This window comes from Sorangium sp. So ce367 (assembly GCF_051520455.1).
Taxonomy (GTDB): Bacteria; Myxococcota_A; Polyangia; order Polyangiales; family Polyangiaceae; genus Sorangium; species Sorangium cellulosum_B.
This window is the reverse complement of the sequence record NZ_CP150334.1, coordinates 2,228,145-2,245,990: the sequence shown is the minus strand read 5'-3', so window position 1 is coordinate 2,245,990 and position 17,846 is coordinate 2,228,145. Positions and strand designations below refer to the sequence as shown.

Annotated in this window: 10 protein-coding genes; 6 read left to right on the top strand and 4 right to left on the bottom strand. The window is 73.2% G+C overall.

Annotation, left to right across the window (positions count from 1 at the left end):
* Positions 1-116: 116 nt before the first annotated feature.
* The 5 genes from WME97_RS08610 to WME97_RS08590 all read left to right on the top strand — a co-directional run bounded on the left by WME97_RS08610 (position 117) and on the right by WME97_RS08590 (position 7,634).
* Entirely contained in the window at positions 117-1,712 is a 1,596-nt protein-coding gene (locus WME97_RS08610) for a protein kinase domain-containing protein (protein ID WP_437551041.1), read from the top strand.
* A gap of 270 nt (positions 1,713-1,982) precedes the next feature.
* Positions 1,983-3,014, top strand: a complete 1,032-nt coding sequence (locus WME97_RS08605) for a PEGA domain-containing protein (RefSeq protein WP_437551040.1) — start codon at positions 1,983-1,985, stop codon at positions 3,012-3,014.
* 38 nt (positions 3,015-3,052) lie between these two features.
* A complete protein-coding gene (locus tag WME97_RS08600) occupies positions 3,053-4,747 on the top strand; it encodes a hypothetical protein (protein ID WP_437551038.1) in 1,695 nt (564 codons plus the stop codon).
* A 115-nt stretch (positions 4,748-4,862) separates the two neighbouring features.
* Positions 4,863-5,915 (top strand): tetratricopeptide repeat protein, encoded by a 1,053-nt coding sequence (locus WME97_RS08595; RefSeq protein WP_437551036.1) that lies wholly within the window; start codon positions 4,863-4,865, stop codon positions 5,913-5,915.
* A gap of 393 nt (positions 5,916-6,308) precedes the next feature.
* On the top strand, positions 6,309-7,634 hold the full coding sequence (locus WME97_RS08590; RefSeq protein ID WP_437551035.1) for a hypothetical protein: 1,326 nt from the start codon (positions 6,309-6,311) through the stop codon (positions 7,632-7,634).
* A 389-nt stretch (positions 7,635-8,023) separates the two neighbouring features.
* Here the strand turns inward: WME97_RS08590 and WME97_RS08585 are convergent, their stop codons facing one another.
* The 3 genes from WME97_RS08585 to WME97_RS08575 all read right to left on the bottom strand — a co-directional run bounded on the left by WME97_RS08585 (position 8,024) and on the right by WME97_RS08575 (position 14,414).
* Positions 8,024-9,997, bottom strand: coding sequence for a protein kinase domain-containing protein (locus tag WME97_RS08585; protein ID WP_437551033.1), 1,974 nt, complete (start codon positions 9,995-9,997; stop codon positions 8,024-8,026).
* Between the two features lie 5 nt (positions 9,998-10,002).
* Positions 10,003-11,682, bottom strand: coding sequence for a protein kinase domain-containing protein (locus WME97_RS08580; protein ID WP_437551031.1), 1,680 nt, complete (start codon positions 11,680-11,682; stop codon positions 10,003-10,005).
* 251 nt (positions 11,683-11,933) lie between these two features.
* Positions 11,934-14,414, bottom strand: a complete 2,481-nt coding sequence (locus WME97_RS08575; RefSeq protein ID WP_437551029.1) for a protein kinase domain-containing protein — start codon at positions 14,412-14,414, stop codon at positions 11,934-11,936.
* A gap of 361 nt (positions 14,415-14,775) precedes the next feature.
* On the opposite strand from WME97_RS08575, the gene WME97_RS08570 reads away from it, so the two are divergent.
* Positions 14,776-15,141, top strand: coding sequence for a cupin domain-containing protein (locus tag WME97_RS08570; RefSeq protein ID WP_437551027.1), 366 nt, complete (start codon positions 14,776-14,778; stop codon positions 15,139-15,141).
* A 51-nt stretch (positions 15,142-15,192) separates the two neighbouring features.
* On the opposite strand, the gene WME97_RS08565 is transcribed toward WME97_RS08570, so the two are convergent.
* Positions 15,193-17,772, bottom strand: coding sequence for a transglycosylase SLT domain-containing protein (locus WME97_RS08565; protein ID WP_437551025.1), 2,580 nt, complete (start codon positions 17,770-17,772; stop codon positions 15,193-15,195).
* Positions 17,773-17,846: the final 74 nt, after the last annotated feature.

The window sequence follows — 17,846 nt, the reverse complement described above, 5'->3', positions numbered from 1 at the left end:
GCCCCGCGCCTCCCTCCGCCAGCCGCCTCCGCCCGATCCACCCTCGCTCGGCTTCATCCTCTTCCTCCCCCACGCCCGGATCCGCTAGCCTCTCCCCTCCTCCCGAACTCCCGCCCATGCACCTCGGCGCCGGCTCCGTCCTCATCGGCAAGTACCGCCTCGAGCGCCCGCTCTCCCGCGGCGGCATGGGCTCGGTCTGGGTCGCGCACCACCTCCAGCTCGGCACGCCGGTCGCCGTCAAGTTCATGGACCCGGCCTACGCCAACTCTCCCGCGTTCCGCGCCCGCTTCGAGCGCGAGGCGCGCGCGGCCGCCCAGCTCAGGACCCCGCACGTCGTCAAGGTGCAGGACTTCGGCATACACGAGGGCGTCCCCTACCTCGTCATGGAGCTCCTCCAGGGCGAGGACCTCAACGCGCGCCTCCTGCGGCGCGGCCGCCTCCCGCTGCTGGAGGCGCATCGCATCCTCGCCCAGACCGGCAAGGCCCTGCGCAGCGCGCACGACGCCGGCCTCGTCCATCGCGACCTCAAGCCCGCCAACCTCTTCCTCGCGCGCGTCGACGGCGAGGACGAGGACATGGTGAAGCTCCTCGACTTCGGCATCGCCAAGGAGACCACCTCGAAGCTCGTCGCCGACGCCTCCACGACGGGCGAGGTCATGGGCTCGCCCCACTACATGAGCCCGGAGCAGCTCCGCGCCGAGCGCGACGTCGACGCGCGCAGCGACCTCTGGGCGCTCGGGGTCATCCTGTTCCGCATGGTCACGGGATACCTCCCCTTCCCCGGCGATGTGCTCGCGCAGGTCATGACGAGGATCCTCGTCGACCCGATCCCCTCCGCGACCCAGCTCGCCCCCGGCCTGCCCCCGGCCATCGACGCCTTCTTCCACCGGGCGCTGGCGCGCGATCGGGCCCACCGGTTCCAGACCGTCCGCGAGCTGGTCGACGAGTTCGCGCGCATCGCGGGCGCGCCGCGGTTCGCGTCGTCCGTCTCCGATGCGCACGGACCGTTCCCCCTGGCCCCCACCGGCTTCGTTCCAGGGGCGGCGACGCCCCTGCCCGGAATGCCACTGGGGCCGGGCGGCACGACCCCCGGCGGGCCGCTCGCGCCGTCACCAGCGCCGCTGGCGGGCTCTGTCTCGGCGGGCACGCTGACTGGCACGATCGATCCCGCCAGGCCGTCCGGTGGACGGCGCTCGGTCGCGTGGACGACGTGGCTCATCGCCGCGGGCGCCGCGGCTGCCGTCAGCGGGCTCGGCGTGACGCTCGGAGCGTACTATGGCGGGCAGGCCGAGGCTCCGTCTCCCGCAGACGCCCCGGCGACCGCCGAGCTCGCGGCCTCCGGCCCGGAGATCACCACCCGCGACGCCCCGTCCGCGCCCCCTGCGAGTCGCCTTGCTGCAGAGACGTCGACCGCTGCACCTCTCGTCGTGCCGTCTGCGCCGGCGACGGATGCGGGTTCGGACACCGCCTTAGAGCCATCAGCGCAGGACCCCACGCCGCCCAGCGAACCGGCGGCCGTTCGCGCCGGCGCGCCGGCAGCGGGTCGCACGGGCGCGCCGAGCGACGATCGCGGCCCTGTTGCGCCAGCCGCCGGGACACAGTCCCCGAGCGGCCCCGCCCCCCACAGCATATCCCCTCGGAGAACGTCGCCGCCGACAACCCCCAACCCGCCGCAGACGTCGAAGCCAGCGAAGCCGCGCTGGGGGATCTGAGGGAAGTCAAAGGGAGGGGAACAGCGGTCTCCGGCGCTCCGAGAGCACGCTTCTCCCTCCGGGAAGCCCCTGGGCCGAGGCCGTCGCCGCGCAGCAGGGCGGCAGCGCGGCGTGCGGCGGAGCCGCTGCACCATCACGCCCTGCGTGGAACGGGTGGACAAAAGCTTCCGTCACGGCGCGGAAGAGGTACGGTTCGCGCTCCAGGGTGGGTAAAGTACGGCTGTACGCGTCTTCCGAACCGCAGCTCCCTGGAGCACCGCTGGACTCCTTATGACGACGAACCGCCCGCTGCTGTGGACCTTGAGCATCGCCGTCGCCTTGCTGGCACCTGCCGCCGGAGCACAGCCGGCGCCCCCTCGGACCGAGGCGCAGGAGAGCGACGCGCTGACGGACAGGGCGCGCCAGCTCTTCGAAGACGGGGTGAAGGCGGCCAACGCGGGAAAGTGGGCCGACGCGCACGCGGCGTTCCTCGCGGCGTGGGGGCTCAAGCCGCACTACCAGATCGCCTCGAACCTGGGCGTGGCCTGCCTCCGGGTGGGCAAGCCCCGCGACGCGGCCGAGTACCTCACGCGCTACCTCCGCGAGGCCCCCGCGACGAAGGTCCAGGAGCGGCAGCGCGCGGAGGCGTCGCTGCAGGAGGCGCGGGCGCAGGTCGCGGCGGTCACGGTCCGCGTCGCGCCGGACGGCGCCGAGGTGACGGTCGACGGGGCGAGCGTCGGGCGAGCGCCGCTTGCGGATACCGTGTTCCTCGATCCAGGCCGGCATGAGGTCGGAGCGAAGCTCGACGGGTATGTCCTGCAGACGCGCTCGGTCGAAGCGACCGCGGGCGGGACGGAGGCGGTGGTCCTGGATCTGCAGCGCACCCCGGCGCTCGACGCGACGCGCGCCGGCGCGGAACAGAGCGGCTTGCCGGCTCCCGAGGTGCGGCGGGGCGGCGGGAGGACGGCGGTGCTCGTCACGGGTGGGGTCGTGACCGGCGTTGGCGCCGCGGCGGGCGTGCTCTTCACGGTGCTCGCGAACAACAGGGCCGGAGATGCCGAGACGCAGAAGACCGCGCTGCTCGCCGGAGGTCGGAACGCGTGCATCGCCCGGCCCGCACCAGCGGCGTGTTCAAAGCAAAGCCAAGCGGTCGACGAGAGCGCGCTCTACAGCAACGTGGCGTTCTGGAGCTTCGCCGGGGCCGGCACGGTCGGCCTCGGAACGCTGCTCTATGCCTTCGTGAGCGGCCCCGAGGCGCGCGTGCAGGTGACGCCCAGGGTGGGAATCAACGACGTGGGTCTCTCGGTAAGCGGGGCGTTCTGACGACCGGGATCTGAACTCAAGACGATGGAGAATGGCTGATGCCTCGGACTGCCCGTACCGCCGCGCTGCTCGTCCTCGGAACGACGGCCGCCGGCCTCGATCTGGCTGGCTGCTTCCCGTACTCGAACCACGACGATTGCAAACACAAGCCCATGTTCTGCAGCGAGAACGGGGGTGACGCAGGGGGAGCGGGAGGCGGGGGCGCCGGAGGGACCGGGGGCGCCGCGGGGAGCGGGGGCGCGGGCGCGGGCGGGAGCGGAGGTGCTGGGGGGAGCGGAGGTGCCGGGGGAGGGCCGCCGCCCCTGGTGTGCGTGCCCAGCGAGCAGGGCTGGACCGCCGACGCGCGCTGCGGCGTGTTCGTGTCGGCCACGGCGAGCGACGGCGGGAACGGGACGCCCGACGCGCCGGTGAAGACGCTCGCCGAGGCCATCGCGCACGCCGCGCAGATCGAGGACGAGAGCGCGCGACGCGTGTACGCGTGCGCCGAGGAGTTCGAGGAAGCGCTCACCGTGACGGTGGGGGTGACCGTCTTTGGCGCGCTCGATTGCGCCGCGAACTGGCGGTGGGGGGATCAACCGAAGACCACGCTGAGCGCGACGCCCGGAGCCGTGCCGCTGACGATGCGCGTCGTCGGCGGCACGGTACACTTGGAGGATCTCCATATCCTCGCTCCGTCGATCACCGAGAAGGACACGGGGACCTCCGTCATCGCAGCGATCGCCGATCACTCCAAGGTCGACCTGGTCCGCTGTGTGCTCCAGGCAGAGAATGCATCCTCCGGGAAGTCGGGGGACGCACCTCCCCCTCCTCGCGAACAGGCGCCCGACGGCAGCGACGGCAATCCCGCTTGCTCCGCGACTACGGTGGCAACACCACCGCCGGAGACGAACGATTGCGGCACCACCCTGGATACCACCGACGACTCGCGCGGCGGTCGGGGAGGAAATGGTTTCGATAACCGCGCGACCTCCGGTGACATAGGCTATCCAGACGAGAAGAACAACGACAACGCCGGGGGATACAATAGCTCAACCGCGACATGCAGCGCGGGCAGGAGGGGCAGCGACGGCGACCTTGGCATAGCTGGCGCAGGGGCACGCGGCGTCGGCCAGCTCTCCAGCACCGGCTACGCCGGTACCCCCGGCGGTAATGGCCAACGCGGGAAGACCGCCCAGGGCGGCGGGGGCGGCGGAGGCTCCCGCGGGAGTACCGAATGCCCTGGGACCAACGATGGCGGCGCGAGCGGCGGTAACGGCGGTGCAGGCGGCTGCGGCGGTGCAGGCGGCAAGGGCGGCGCTCCAGGGGGGTCGAGCATTGCGCTGCTGAGCCTCAACGCAAGACTCACGTTCCATGAGGTCCGCCTCATCGCCGGCGATGGCGGCAGGGGCGGCGACGGCGCCGCCGGCCAGAACGGCGGGTTGGGAGGAGACGGCGGGGCGGGCGGGGAGGGTCAGAATTTCGGTCCCAACAATTCCGTTCGTGATGCCTGTGGGGGCGGGCGGGGAGGCAACGGCGGCAATGGCGGCAACGGCGGCGGCGGTCAGGGCGGCCATTCCCTCGGCATCGCCTTCCTGGGTACGCCGGACACCATCCCGTCGCTCGACGGCGTCACAATCGAGTTCGGCGCGGCCGGCGACGGCGGCGAAGGCAGCGACGTCGCGCACGACGGCGACGCGGGGCTAGCGCTCCCGCTCCTGGATTTCGGGGCTTCACCGCCAGCGCCAGGGCCGTGATACCCCGCCGGCATCTCCGCGTCGGTCTGCCCTCGCCCTCCCACAGATCCGGCCGCCCTCGGCAACACGCTGAAACTCAACTCGACCGCCCACGGCTCCCATGCACCTCTCCGCCATGAGATCCCGCCGACGACTCCCCCTGGGTCTGCTCCTCGTGCTCGCGCTCCCGGCCGTGCCGGCCACCGCGATCTCCCAGCCGGCCCCGTCGACCGCGCAGACCAAGGCGGCGGCCCGAGCCCTCGCCGACAAGGCCTGGGAGCACTTCAACGCCGGCCGCTACGAGGAGGCGCTCGCAGCCTTCCGCGAGGCGGACGCACAGGTCCACGCGCCGCCGTTCCTGCTCTTCGCGGCGCGCTCCTGCGAGCGGCTCGGCCGTCTGCTCGAGGCGCGCTCGCTCTACCAGCGTGTCGTGGACGAGCCGCTCGTCGCCGGCGCTCCGCAGGAGTTCCAGCAGGCCCAGGCGGACGCCCGGATCGAGCTCACCGCGCTCGCATCCCGCATCCCGACCCTGGAGATCGCGATCGCGGGCGTGGCGCCGGGCGCAGTGGAGCTGACGCTGGACGGCGAGCGCGTCGTCCAGACCGGGCCGGTGGAGTGCGACCCCGGCGAGCACACGGTGACCGCGACCGTGCGGGGCCAGCTCCCGGTGACGAAGACGGTCCGGCTGAGCGAGGGGGGGAGAGAGCGCGTTGCCCTCGATCTGGCGCCGCCCCCCGCGCCGGCGCTCGCGACGCCAGCCACCTCGCGCCACGCGCGCGAAGACGCAGGGATGGATGTTCGCGGCGCCGCGCTCGTCGGCGGCGGGGCCGCGACGGGCGCGGGGGTGGTCGCGGGCGTCGTGTTCACGCTCGTCGCCAACGGCAAATCTAGCGACGCGAAGCGACAGTGGCGCGTTGTCGATGCCATGGATGGAGGAGCCGTCGACTGCAGGTACCCCGCTGGCTCCAGCCAGACGCAGGAGTGCGGCGAGCTGAGGTCGCTGGTCGACGATCAATATCTCTTCAGCAACCTGGCCCTGTGGAGCTTCATCGGCGCAGGCGCCAGCGCGATCGGGACGCTCGGCTACGTCTGGCTCGCTGCGGCGCCGAGCGAGCCGGAGCACCGGGTGCGCCTCGCTCCGCTCGTCCTCCCGGGCGGCGGCGGGCTCGTCGCCGGCGGCGCCTTCTGAGTCGAGGAACCCATGAACCGACCCATCAAGCGGAGGATACGGCTGGCTGCACGCGGGGCCTCGACGCTGGTCCTGGCGTCGTTCGCGGTGGCGAGCCAGACAACGAGCTGCCTCGGCCCCGACTGCAGCGAGCTGCATCGATGTGGAGACGAAGGCGGGCGGGGTGGCGAGGCAGGCGATGGCGCCGGGGCGGGCGGCGCCGCTGGAACCGGCGGAGCAGGGGCGGGCGGCGCCGCTGGAACCGGGGGTGCCGCGGGCTCAGGGGGTGCTGGGGGAGGGCCGCCGCCCCTGGTGTGCGTGCCCAGCGAGCAGGGCTGGACCGCCGACGCGCGCTGCGGCGTGTTCGTGTCGGCCACGGCGAGCGACGGCGGGAAAGGGACGCCCGAGGCACCCGTGAAGACGCTCGCCGAGGCCATCGCGCTCGCCGCGCAGATCGAGGACGAGAGCGCGCGGCGCGTGTACGCGTGCGCCGAGGAGTTCCAGGAAACGCTCACGGTGACTTCGAGCGTGACTGTCTTTGGCGCACTCGATTGCGCCGCGAACTGGCGGTGGGGGGATGAACTGAAGACCACACTGAGCGCGACGCCCGGGGCTGTGCCGCTGACGATGCGCGTCGTCGGCGGGACGGTACACCTGGAGGATCTCCATATCATCGCTCCGCCGATCGCTGAGGACGCGGGGACCTCCGCCATCGCAGCGATCGCCGATCGCAGCAAGGTCGACCTGGTCCGGTGTGTACTCGAGGCAGGGGATGCAGCCCCCGGGGCCTCGGGGGCCGTACCTCCTTCGCCGCGCGAACAGGCACCCGACGGCAGCGACGGCAATCCCGCTTGCTCCGCGACTACGGTGACAGCACCACCGCTGGAGACGAACGACTGCGGCACCAACCTGGATACCACCGACGACTCGCGCGGCGGCCGGGGAGGAAATGGCAGGGCTGATCGCGGGACCTCCGGCGACATAGGTTATCCAGACGAGAAGAACAACGACAACGCCGGGGGATACAATAGTTCAACCACGACGTGCAGCGCGGGCACGAGGGGTAGCGACGGCGACCTTGGCACACCTGGCGCAGGCGCACGCGGCATCGGCCAGCTCTCCAGCACCGGCTACGGCGGTAAACCCGGCGGTGATGGCCAACGCGGGAAGACCGCCCAGGGCGGCGGGGGTGGCGCAGGCTCCCGCGGGAGCACCGAATGCTCTGAGATCGCTGGTAACGGCGGCAACGGCGGCGCCAGCGGCGGCAACGGCGGTGCAGGCGGCTGCGGCGGTGCAGGCGGCAAAGGCGGCTCTCCTGGAGGGTCGAGCATCGCTCTGGTGAGCCTCGACGCAAGACTCACGTTCCATGAGGTTCACCTGATCGCCGGCGATGGCGGCCGAGGCGGCAACGGCAACGCCGGCCAGATCGGCGGGTTGGGTGGGAACGGCGGGTCAGGAGGGTTGGGTTCGAGCGCTGCTTTCGTGAGTGATGCGTGTAACGGTGGGGATGGAGGCAAGGGCGGCACCGGCGGCAAGGGTGGCGGCGGCCAGGGCGGCCATTCCCTCGGCATCGCCTTCCTGGGCACACCGGACAATATCCCGTCGCTCGACGGCGTCATGTGCGAACTCGGCAACGGTGGCCCCGGCGGCGCAGGTAGCGACGTCGCTCACCATGGCGCCCCGGGGCTGGCGCTCCCGCTCCTGGACTTCGCGTCTCCACCGCCTGCGCCAGAGCCGTGATGCCCCGCCGGCATCTCCGCCTCGGTCTGCTCCGACAGACGTTCGACGGCCTCGCAGGGACATCGCACATCGTTCGACCGAAAGCCGCCCTGCTTCCAGAGATGCGCGCCATCGATACTTCCGTCCGCTACCCCGCCTCGACTTCTGGCTGCGGGGCCACGATGGTTGGACGCCTCGCGCCGGTCGTTCGAAGCCTCCGACCGATTTCTGAAGCCTTCCACCGATCTTCGAACGTTCGAACCGATCGTCCGAAGCCTACGACCGCTTTTTCAAAGCCTAAGATGGCCGGCCAATAGCCAGGGATCGCCAAGCTCGGGTCTGCTGTCCTGCCGAAGGCGAAATGCGCCTTCAGTTCCTCGGATGCCTGGCTCCCCCGCGCTCAACACCGCTCAGGGAGCGTAGGGGTCCTTCTTCTTCGCCTGGTCCCGCAGGCAGTTCGTCCGCATGAACCCTGTCTTGCCCGCGCACGGATCCACAGGTTGCCGCCGGACCGCCGGTGGCTGTGCAGGCCGCGACGCTGCCGGCGCAGGCTGCGCCGGAGGCTGACTCCTGGGCTGCGCCGCGACGACCGACCGCGCCGGCGCAGGCGCCGCAGCAGGTGGCGACGCCGCGACAGCCGACACCGCCGCCGCTGGAGTCGGCGCCTCCACCGCCGGCTGGCTCCGCTCCACCAACGCCGGCTCCGTGCCCGCCGGCCCCGCGTCCAGCGCGCTGTTCGCCCCGCCGGCATCTGCCGGCTCATCCACGCTGGGCGGCTCAGCCGCCACCGAAGCCTGAGGCGCAGCGGTCGCAGGCGGGGGCGGCGGGTCCGGCGGCCTTGCCGCGCTCGCAGCGCTCTCGATCCCGGCCTCCGGCAGCGCCTCGATCCCGGCTGCGCTCTCCGCGGGCGCTGGCGAGCGCAACGCGACGAAGAGCGCTGCGCCCACCAGGCCAGCCGCGCCGGCGGCGAGCGCCGCGATGGCCGGACCTGGAAGGCGCTTCCAGCCTGCCTGCCGCCGCGGCGGCGTCCGCGGCGCCTGCAGAGGCACCGGCGTTGCGCGCGCTGCCCAGGGCGACGGCTGCGGGCCTCGGCCTGCCTCCGGGCCCGGCACGAGCGGCGCGGTCGTCGATTTCCCCGGCTCACCGTGGCCCCATGCGGGCGACGCGCCCAGCGCCGCCTCGGCGCTCGCCATGGCCTCCGGCTCGAGCCTCTGGGTCAGCTCGGCGTTCCACTCCCGCTCCGGCGCCCCGCTCGCCATCGGCGACACCGGCGCCCCGCTCGCCATCGGCGACACCGGCGCCCCGCTCGCCATCGGCGACACCGGCGCCCCGCTCGCCATCGGCGACACCGGCGCCCCGCTCGCCATCGGCGACACCGGCGCCCCGCTCGCCATCGGCGACACCGGCGCCCCGCTCGCCATCGGCGACACCGGCGCTCCTGCCGGCGCGGCGCCGGGAAACGCGGGCGCCGCCATCGCCGCCACCTGCGCACCGCCCCCGCCCCCGACGGCGACGCCCGCCCTCGCGCCCGCCGCCGTGTACCCATCGAGGAGGTCCGCGATCTCCGCGGCCGACCCGATCCGCTCGTCCCGGTGGCGCGCCATGCACCGCGCCACGAGCTCCACGAGCCCCGGGTCCACCCGCCGCACGTACCGGGAGATCTTCGGTATCTCGCCCGTCAGGATGCCGGTGAAGACCGCCCTCGCGTCCCCCTGGAACGGGCGCATGCCCGTCAGCATCTCGAACAGCACCACGCCGAGCGACCAGATGTCGGCCCGGTGGTCGACGTTCGGCTCGGCCCTCACCTGCTCCGGGCTCATGTAGAGCGGCGATCCCACCGCCCCGCCCGTCGCCGTGCGGATGCCGTCGTTCACGGCGAGGTTCTTCGCGACCCCGAAATCGAGCACCTTCACCACGGGCTCGTCCGCGTCGGCCTCGCGGTGCAGGAAGATGTTCGCCGGCTTCAGATCGCGGTGGACGATGTGCAGCGCGTGCACCGCCGCGAGCCCCCTCGCCACGTCTCGCCCGATCGACGCCGCCACGTCCGCGTCGAGCCGCCGCCTGCGCACGAGCAGCTCCGCGAGCGTCTCTCCGGTGAGCAGCTGCATCACCAGGAAGGGCTCGCCGAACTCGGTCTCCCCCATGTCATACATGTCGATGACGTTGCGGTGCCGCAGCGCCCCGCCGTTGCGCCCTTCGCGCTGCAGCCGCCGGCGGAGCTCGGCATCCGGGCGGTGAATCAGCTTCAACGCCACCTCGCGCGACGTGGACAGGTTGAGCGCCGCCCACACGACGCCCATGGACCCCTCTCCCAGTCGCCGCACCAGCTTGTACTTCTCGGCGATCACCAGTCCGGCAGCGATCTGCGTGAAAGAGGTGGACATCGAGCTCAGCAGGGTGGGTCGAGGCGCGTCGCCGCGGCGGGCGAGGTCGCTTTACCTAGCGCAAACGAGAGGGCGACGCGGAAGGTAGCACGCTCTCCGCCGGGGTCCCTCGGGCGCTCCACCTCGCTGCGCCGCAAGAGATACCCCGCGGCCATCCCGATCCCCAGGAGGAGCGCCGCCGCGACCACGGCCATCGCGATCCACACGACAGGCGAGCGGGCGGGCGCAGGCGGCGGCCTCTTCGGCTCGGGGAGCGGATCGAGCGGCACCGTGCCGCCGAACGACAGCGCCTTTCCGAGGGGAGCGGCCGGACGCGCGAGCGACGCGCTGGACGCGCTGGCCGCTGATCGATAGGCGGCCGCCTGCTCCGGTGACATCTTGAGGGTCCCGCGGTCCCCCAGCAGAGGATTGCTCGCCATCCGCTCCCGATGCCCCGGTGTCGCCGCCCCGCCCGCCGCCGGCTGCTCCGGCCACGCGCCCGCCGCCGGCTGCCCCGGCCACGCGCCCGCCGCCGGCTGCTGCAGCGACGCGACCGCCCCGCGCGGCCCCGACACCGGCGTGATCGGGTGTACCTGCGGGGCCTGCAGATGCGCCATCGACGCCGGGAGCGGCGTCCCGGTCGCCGGCGTCGGCGACCGCCCAGGAGGGTGTCCCTGCGGGGACTGCAGATGCGCCATCGACGCCGGGAGCGGCGTCCCGGTCGCCGGCGTCGGCGACCGCCCGGGAGCGGCCCCACCCCACGACCCTCGCCCGAGCTGCTGCGGGATCTCGTGCCGCAGCTCCGGCGACGACCCCGACCTCGAGGGCACGCGCTGCGGCGCCGACGGCGTGACGAACGGCTCGAGCGCCGCCGCGACATCGGCCGCCGAGCGCGGTCGCTTCTCGCGATCGCGCTGGAGACACTGCGTCACGAGGGCATCGAGGCCGGGATCGATCTGCCAGACGAACTGGGACACCGCCGGGATGTCGCCGTGCAGCACGTTTCTCAGGAGCTCATGCGCCTTGCCCTCGATGGGCCGCCTGCTCGTGAGCATCTCGAACATCACCACGCCGAGCGCCCAGAGGTCAGCGCGAGTATCGATATCGCTCTGCGCCCGCACCTGCTCCGGGCTCATGTACGCCGGCGAGCCGATGAGGATGCCTGTCGCGGTCTTCACCTGTTGAGGACCCGCGAGGAACTTGCTCACGCCGAAGTCGAGTATCTTGACGATGGCATCGCCCTCGCCAGGCTCGGTGTGGAGAAAGATGTTGGACGGCTTCAGGTCGCGGTGGATGATGCCCCGCTCGTGCGCGGCGGAGAGGCCACGCGCGATGTCCCGAGCGATGCGCGAGGCATCGTGGATCTCCAGCTTGCGCTTGCGCTTGAGCAAGGACGAGAGCGTCTCGCCGGAGAGCAGGGGCATGACGAGGAACGGATCGCCGTTCTCCGTCTCGGCAACATCGTAGATATCGACGATGTTCCGGTGGCTCACGGCGCCGCAGGCGCGCGCCTCCCGCAGCAGCCGGACGCGGAGCTCCGGGTCGGGCCGCACCAGCAGCTTGAGCGCGACCTCCCGGGAGGTAGCCTCGTTGTGCGCTGCCCAGACGACGCCCATCGCCCCTTCGCCGATCCGCCGAAGAAGGCGGTATTTGCCGCCAATGAGCGCACCTGGCGGCGGCGCGGCAAGAGCCGAAGGGGACTGCATGGGGTGGTCTCGCTGGAGGACGGACGTGGCAGCAGGTCGACGGTGCTTCGAAGAAGTGTCGCAGGTGAGGCAGCGCACCGTCAAGAAAAGCTGCTGGCCGGGCTCGCAGAGCGCGAAGCCGGCTCCGGCGCTTCCGGTGTGGGCACGCGCTCATCGCACGTCATCGCGGCCACGTCGTCGCTGCCCAGGAATCGCGGCGCTACCGTGACGTCATCTCGGGAGGGGCGGCCCGAGCCGCGGAGAGGCCGAGTCTATTTCTTGAGCTTCGCCTCGCACTGCTTCTTCGCCAAGAACCGGAGATGAGCGCACGAGGCCGCGGATGGCGCAGGAGCAGCCTTCGCGGGCTGCGATGTCGCGGGAGGCGCCCCGAGCGTCGAGCTGCCCGGCTTCGCGCCGCTCGCCGTCCCCGGCGCCGTGCCCGCGCCGCCGCCCGGCGCCGACGCGCCGGCCGCGCTGCTCGTCGGAAGGGCGCTCGGCGCCGAGGGCACGGGCGGCGCCAGCGCCGAGGAGCCCGGCGGCGCCAGCGCCGAGGAGCCCGGCGGCGCCAGCGCCGAGGAGCCCGGCGGCGCCTCCGCGGGTGGCGCCGAGGGGTCCTGCGCCGGGAGCTCCTCGGTCCGCGGCGGGGCTCCCCCGCGCTCCGGCGGGGCGACCGTGTCTCCTCCGGCGCGGTCCAGCGACGGCATCGCGCTCCCGGACACTTCCGGCGCGGCCGACGACGTCTCCGGCGACCTCAGCGAGATGAGCATCCCCACGACGATCAGCGACAGCGCAGCAGCCACGATCGCGAGCGTCGCGGCCGTACGCTTGCGCCTCGGTTCGCCGCCGTGCGGGGCCCGCTCCTGAGCGTCCTGGGCCTGGTGCGCCCCGACCTGATGGACCGACGGGTGGTTCGAGACGAGCGGGGTCGTCGACGAGCTCCCGGCCTGGCGCGGCGCGCCCGTCGCCGTGGACGCGCCCGACCTGGAGTCCGAGGCGCTCGCGCCCGCTTCCGGGCCGAGCCTCGCGGCCGCTGCCGAGCTCCAGTTCGACGGCGCCGCGAGGCCTCCGGGCGGCAGCGCGCCAGCAGGGCCGAGGCCACCCGGCCCCGCCCCTGGCTCGGGCATCGGCGGCGCGTTCATGCGCACCGTCATCGCCCAGGAGCCCTGCTGCGGCGCCGCCACGGGCGCAGGCTGCACCGGAGCGGCTGGCGCCGCGCTCGCCTGGGACGGCTCCGGCGCTGCAAACGCCGCCACCGACGCCGACGGCGGCCGAGGCGCAGCGGCGGCAGGCCCCGCCGCCGGATAGGCCCCCGACCCGGCGCGCGGCCCCGCGGCCCCTGCCGCATCCGCGTTCCGCCGCGTGAGGGGCAAGGTCGCCACGTCCTCTTCCCGCAGCGCGCGCACCACGGACGCCGCGGCCAGGTGCTGGCCCGAGCTGCCCGGACGCCGAGGAACCGCGCCCGCCGCATGGCCGGCGCCCGACGCTGGCCCCCCATCCACCACGCGGCTCATGCCCGACGCTGGCCCCGCAGCCCCCTGCCCCGGCCCCAGCGACCTGTGCGCCTCTGGCGACTCTTGCACCGGAACCGGGGCCCGCGGCCCCCCACCGAGCAGCGCCAGCGGCAGCGCTCCCGCGCCCCCCTCGACGCTCCCCGACCGGTTCCCCACCGACGCGGGTTGCGCCACCGACGCAGGCGGCGCCGCGAGCGCCGACCCGGGTTGCGCCACCGACGCAGGTTGCGCCGCGAGCGCCAACCCAGGTTGCGCCGCGAGCGCCACCGTGCCGCCTTGCGACTCCTCCCAGCCGCCGTCCACGTCCTCGTCCGGGGGCGCCCCCCGCCCGTCCGGCGACGACTGCCGCAGCGCCGCGTCCCTGCCCGGACCCGCGCCGCGCTCCGCGTACCGATCGAGCAGCGCGGCGACCTCCGCCGCAGAGCCGATCCGGTCCGCGCGATCCCTGCGCATGCAGCGGGCGATCAGGTCGACGAGCCCCTGGTCCACCCGCCTCAGATACTTGGACACGGTGGGGATCTCGCCGGTCAAGATCCCCATGAACACCGCCTGCGCGTCCCCCTGGAACGGGCGCATGCCCGTCAGCATCTCGAACAGCACGACGCCGAGCGCCCAGATGTCGGCCCGGTGATCGACGTTCGGCTCGGCCCTCACCTGCTCCGGGCTCATGTAGAGCGGCGACCCGACCGCGCCGCCCTGCACCGTGTGCAGGCCGTCGTTGACCGAGAGGTTCTTGGCGACCCCGAAATCGAGCACCTTCACCACCGGCTCGTCCATGTCCGGCTCGCGGTGCAGGAAGATGTTCGCCGGCTTCAGATCGCGGTGGATGATGTGCATCGCGTGCGCCGCCGCGAGCCCCCTCGCCACGTCTCGCCCGATCGACGCCGCCACGGGCGGGTCGAGCCGGCGCCGCCGCGCGAGCAGCTCGGCCACGGTCTCCCCCGTGAGCAGCTGCATCACCAGGAACGGCTCCCCGGCCTCGGTCTCCCCCATGTCGTAGATGTCGATGACGTTCCGGTGCCGCAGCGCCCCGCAGTTGCGCGCCTCGCGCTGCAGCCGCAGCCGGAACTCGGTCTCCGGCCGGTGGATCAGCTTCAGCGCCACCTCGCGGGCCGTCGCCACGTTCACCGCCGCCCAGACCACGCCCATCGCCCCCTCGCCGATCTGGCGCAGGAGCCGGTACTTCCTGTCGATCAGCACACCGGACGCGAGCAATGTCGAGCTCTTCGGCGAGGGCATCATCGGCTTTCCGGAAGCGCGGCGCGCCCCGCCGTCACGGAGCGCGCACGGACGGACGCGACCGGCAGAGCGAGGCGAGCCACGGCGCACCCGCGACGCCCCCGCCGCCCAGCGCTCGCGCCGCGCGATCCGTCACCCCCCCGCGCCCGTGCGACATGACATCCGGTCCCCAGGTCCACGGGACAGCCTCCTGTGCGGGCATCCTACAGCAGATCTCCCTGGCGCGATACGTTCCCTGCAAGGACGAACGCACGAAGAAAACCGACGAGGAAAGAGGGAGAAGCCCGATTCGATCCATCCAGGACCGGACCCACGCTCGTCGCCCAATCCGACGGATCACTCCGAGGAGGAAAGCGAGGCGCACATGAGCGACACAACCGTCATGAAGGTCTCCTCCGGCCGCTCTCCGACAGGCCAGATGGGACAAAAATACCTGGCCTCCGGGATCCAGGTCTCGATGCGGCTCTGGGAACGCGAGCCGCCAGGCGACGCCAAACAGCCGACCACGCGGGATTACGAGACCGTGGGGTTCGTCATCGCTGGGCGGGCCGAGCTGCTCATCGAGGGGCAGATGGTGCGCCTCGAGCCGGGCGATTCCTGGACGGTGCCCAAGGGGGCGTCGCACGTCTACAAGATCATCGAACCGTTCACCGCCGTGGAGGCGACGAGCCCGCCCGCCGGCGTCCACGGGCGAGACGAAACCGGGGCGACGCCCTCTGGCAAGACCTGAGACCACGACGCGGGGGGTCTCGCCCCCTGGAAGCCCGAGCTCACCCGGACCTCACAGCGCGGTGCCAGCGCCAGACGCGGGCTTCTCCTTGTCCTGCGCCCCCTTGGCGCGCCCCGCCGGCTGCGGCTCGGCGGCGCCACGCGCCGCGGGCTTCTTGTCGTCCCCTCCGCCCGCCGCCGGCTTCTTCTCGCCCTCGGCGGCCTTCTTCTCCTCCGGCCTCGCTCCGGCCAGGTCGCCCGCGCCCGCCGCCCCCGCGCCGCCGGGCTTCCCCTCGCCCGCGCCCGCCTCGACGGGCGCCACCGGCGTCAGCAGCACCGCCGGCTTCACCGGCTCGGCCGCCGCCTTGTCGCCGTCGTCCACCGCGCCCGCGGCCTGAGCCGACGCCACGCGGACCTCATCCTCGCGCGGCTCGACCGGCGCCGGGTCGTCCGGTCGCGAGGTCGGCACGTACACCACCAGCCGATCCCCGGGCATCAGCGGGCTCCGCCGCGAGCGCTGGTTGATCCGCTCCAGGCTGCCGACGCTGAGGCCGTACCGGCTCGCGATCTTGCTGAACGAATCCCCCTCTCGCACCGCGATCTCGATGCGCTTCCGCCCCTTCAGCCCCTCGAAGTGCGCGAAGAACTCCTCCGAGCCGACCTCGATGACGCGCGCGCCGCCCTCGTCGAGCAGGAACACGCCGTCGTGGCGCTGCGACCTCGGGACGAACAGCTGGAGCGTCATCCCCTCATGGAGCGACGCCCCAGGCGCCAGCGTGTTCCAGCGGCAGATCTCGTCGGGCGTCACCGAGAGCACCGCCGCCAGATCCCGCAGCGCGTCGCCCGCGACCACCCGATAGAACACCCGCCGGCGCCCCTCGTAGGAGAAGCGCTGCGCCGGGACCACCACGACCGGCTTCCCCTCCGACGAGAGCGGCGCGCCGCTCGCGAGCAGGTGCTCGGCCGCCGCCGCCCCGACGCCCTCCGCCGCCGGGACGAACAGCAGCGCCCCGGGACGCACCGGCTCGCCCGCCCGCAGGCCGTTCAACGTCTGCAGCGTCCACCGCGTCGTCCCCCGGAACGTCGCGATGTCGTCGAGCGACTCGCCCCAGCGAACCAGGTAGCGCTCGAGCTTCGGCTCGCGCTCCAGGAGCTTCGGCATCGACTTCGCCGCGCGCGCCCCCGCGCCCGCGGGCACCCGGACCTCCCAGCGCGCCTGCTCCTTCGCGTCCACCGGCGACGGCGGCGTGCGCTTCGCCACGAGCTGCGGGTTGAGCGCCTCGATCTCCGGCGCCGCCGCGCCCGAGGCCGCCGCCACCGCCTGCAGCGACACCCCGGAGCCCAGCGAGATCTTGTCGAACGTCACCGCCGGATCGAGCTCCACGTCGTCGCAGCCGAACACCGCCGGGTTCCGCGCCACGATCGCGATCGCGAGGATCTTCGGCACATAGAGCGCCGTCTCGAGCGGCATCCCCGCCTCGAGCCGCGACAGCTCCCAGAAGTCGTTCGTGTTGTACTTCCGGATCGACGCGAGCAGCCCCCCGTACCCCATGTTGTACGCCGCGAACGCGAGCTCCCAGCCGCCGAAACGCCGCCGCAGATCCGAGAGGTACCGCGCCGCCGCCAAGGTGGATCGCTCTGGATCCAGGCGCTCGTCGACCCAGCGGTCGACGGTGAGGCCATAGATGCGCGCGCCCTCCGGCATGAACTGCCAGAGGCCTGCCGCGCCGGCCGGGGAGTGGATGGTCGGGTCGAAGCCGCTCTCGACGAGCGAGAGCCAGAGGAGATCTTCCGGCAGCCCCTGCTCGCGGAGGACGCGGCGGATGGCGGCGCCGTAGCGGCCGCTCTTCTTGATCCACGTGACCACGGCGGAGCGGCCGCGCGGGTCGTCCTTGTAGTACTCGAGGTAGCGCACCACCCGGCCGTCCCAGCGGACAGGGATCTCGGGCAGCTCGAGCTGACGCAGCCAGGAGATGTCGCGGGTCTCCTCCGCTTCCGCCAGCGGGGCGGGCAGGCCCGCGGGCGGCAGGCCGGAGACCTCGAGGCGCGGCTCGCCCGCGCCGAGCAGGAGCGTGCCGTCGACAGGCCACGCGGGCCCGGCGCTCGGGGCCGCGCCGGGAAACAGCGCCAGGTCGATCGCGCGCAGCGTGCGGAGCTCGGGCGACTCGCCGGTGCTCGCCCCCGCCGGCGTCGCTGTGCCGGCGATGACCCGCCGCGCCGCCTCGTCCGGCGCGCCCGGCTCCCCCGGCTTGCGCGTGTTCTTCGCCGCGCCCTTCTTCGACGGCTTCGATCGCGCGGCGGCCTTCGCCGGCGCCTTGGCCGCGCTCTTCGCACCGCCCTTCCCGCCCGACACGGCCGCCACCCTGACCGGCGCCGGCTTCTCCGCCTTGCCCTCGGCCGGCCCGTCCTTCTTCGCGTCGGCCTTCGCAGGCTCCGCCTTCGCGGGCGCCGCTTTCGCCTCGTCGACCTTCGCCGGCTCCGCCTTCGCCGCGTCGGCCTTTGCCGGCTCTGCCTTCGCCGGCTCCGCCTTCTTCGCGTCGGCCTTCGCGGGCTCCGCCTTTGCCGGCTCCGCCTTCGCACCGGCCGCAGGCGCCGCTACCTCCGAAGGAGGCTCCGCAAGGCCGTCGAAAGCGACGCCCGAAAGGGCGGCCAACCAGCCAAGACATACAAGCCTGCGTGCGGCGCGTCGGATCCGCATGTCAGGGACCGACCTGTCTCACGATGCGC

Excerpts from the sequence above, each read along its gene's own strand:
- WME97_RS08610 (WP_437551041.1), top strand. The coding sequence starts at position 117 with ATGCACCTCGGCGCCGGCTCCGTCCTCATCGGCAAGTACCGCCTCGAG.
- WME97_RS08605 (WP_437551040.1), top strand. The coding sequence starts at position 1,983 with ATGACGACGAACCGCCCGCTGCTGTGGACCTTGAGCATCGCCGTCGCC.
- WME97_RS08600 (WP_437551038.1), top strand. The coding sequence starts at position 3,053 with ATGCCTCGGACTGCCCGTACCGCCGCGCTGCTCGTCCTCGGAACGACG.
- WME97_RS08595 (WP_437551036.1), top strand. The coding sequence starts at position 4,863 with ATGAGATCCCGCCGACGACTCCCCCTGGGTCTGCTCCTCGTGCTCGCG.
- WME97_RS08585 (WP_437551033.1), bottom strand. The coding sequence starts at position 9,997 with ATGTCCACCTCTTTCACGCAGATCGCTGCCGGACTGGTGATCGCCGAG.
- WME97_RS08580 (WP_437551031.1), bottom strand. The coding sequence starts at position 11,682 with ATGCAGTCCCCTTCGGCTCTTGCCGCGCCGCCGCCAGGTGCGCTCATT.
- WME97_RS08575 (WP_437551029.1), bottom strand. The coding sequence starts at position 14,414 with ATGATGCCCTCGCCGAAGAGCTCGACATTGCTCGCGTCCGGTGTGCTG.
- WME97_RS08570 (WP_437551027.1), top strand. The coding sequence starts at position 14,776 with ATGAGCGACACAACCGTCATGAAGGTCTCCTCCGGCCGCTCTCCGACA.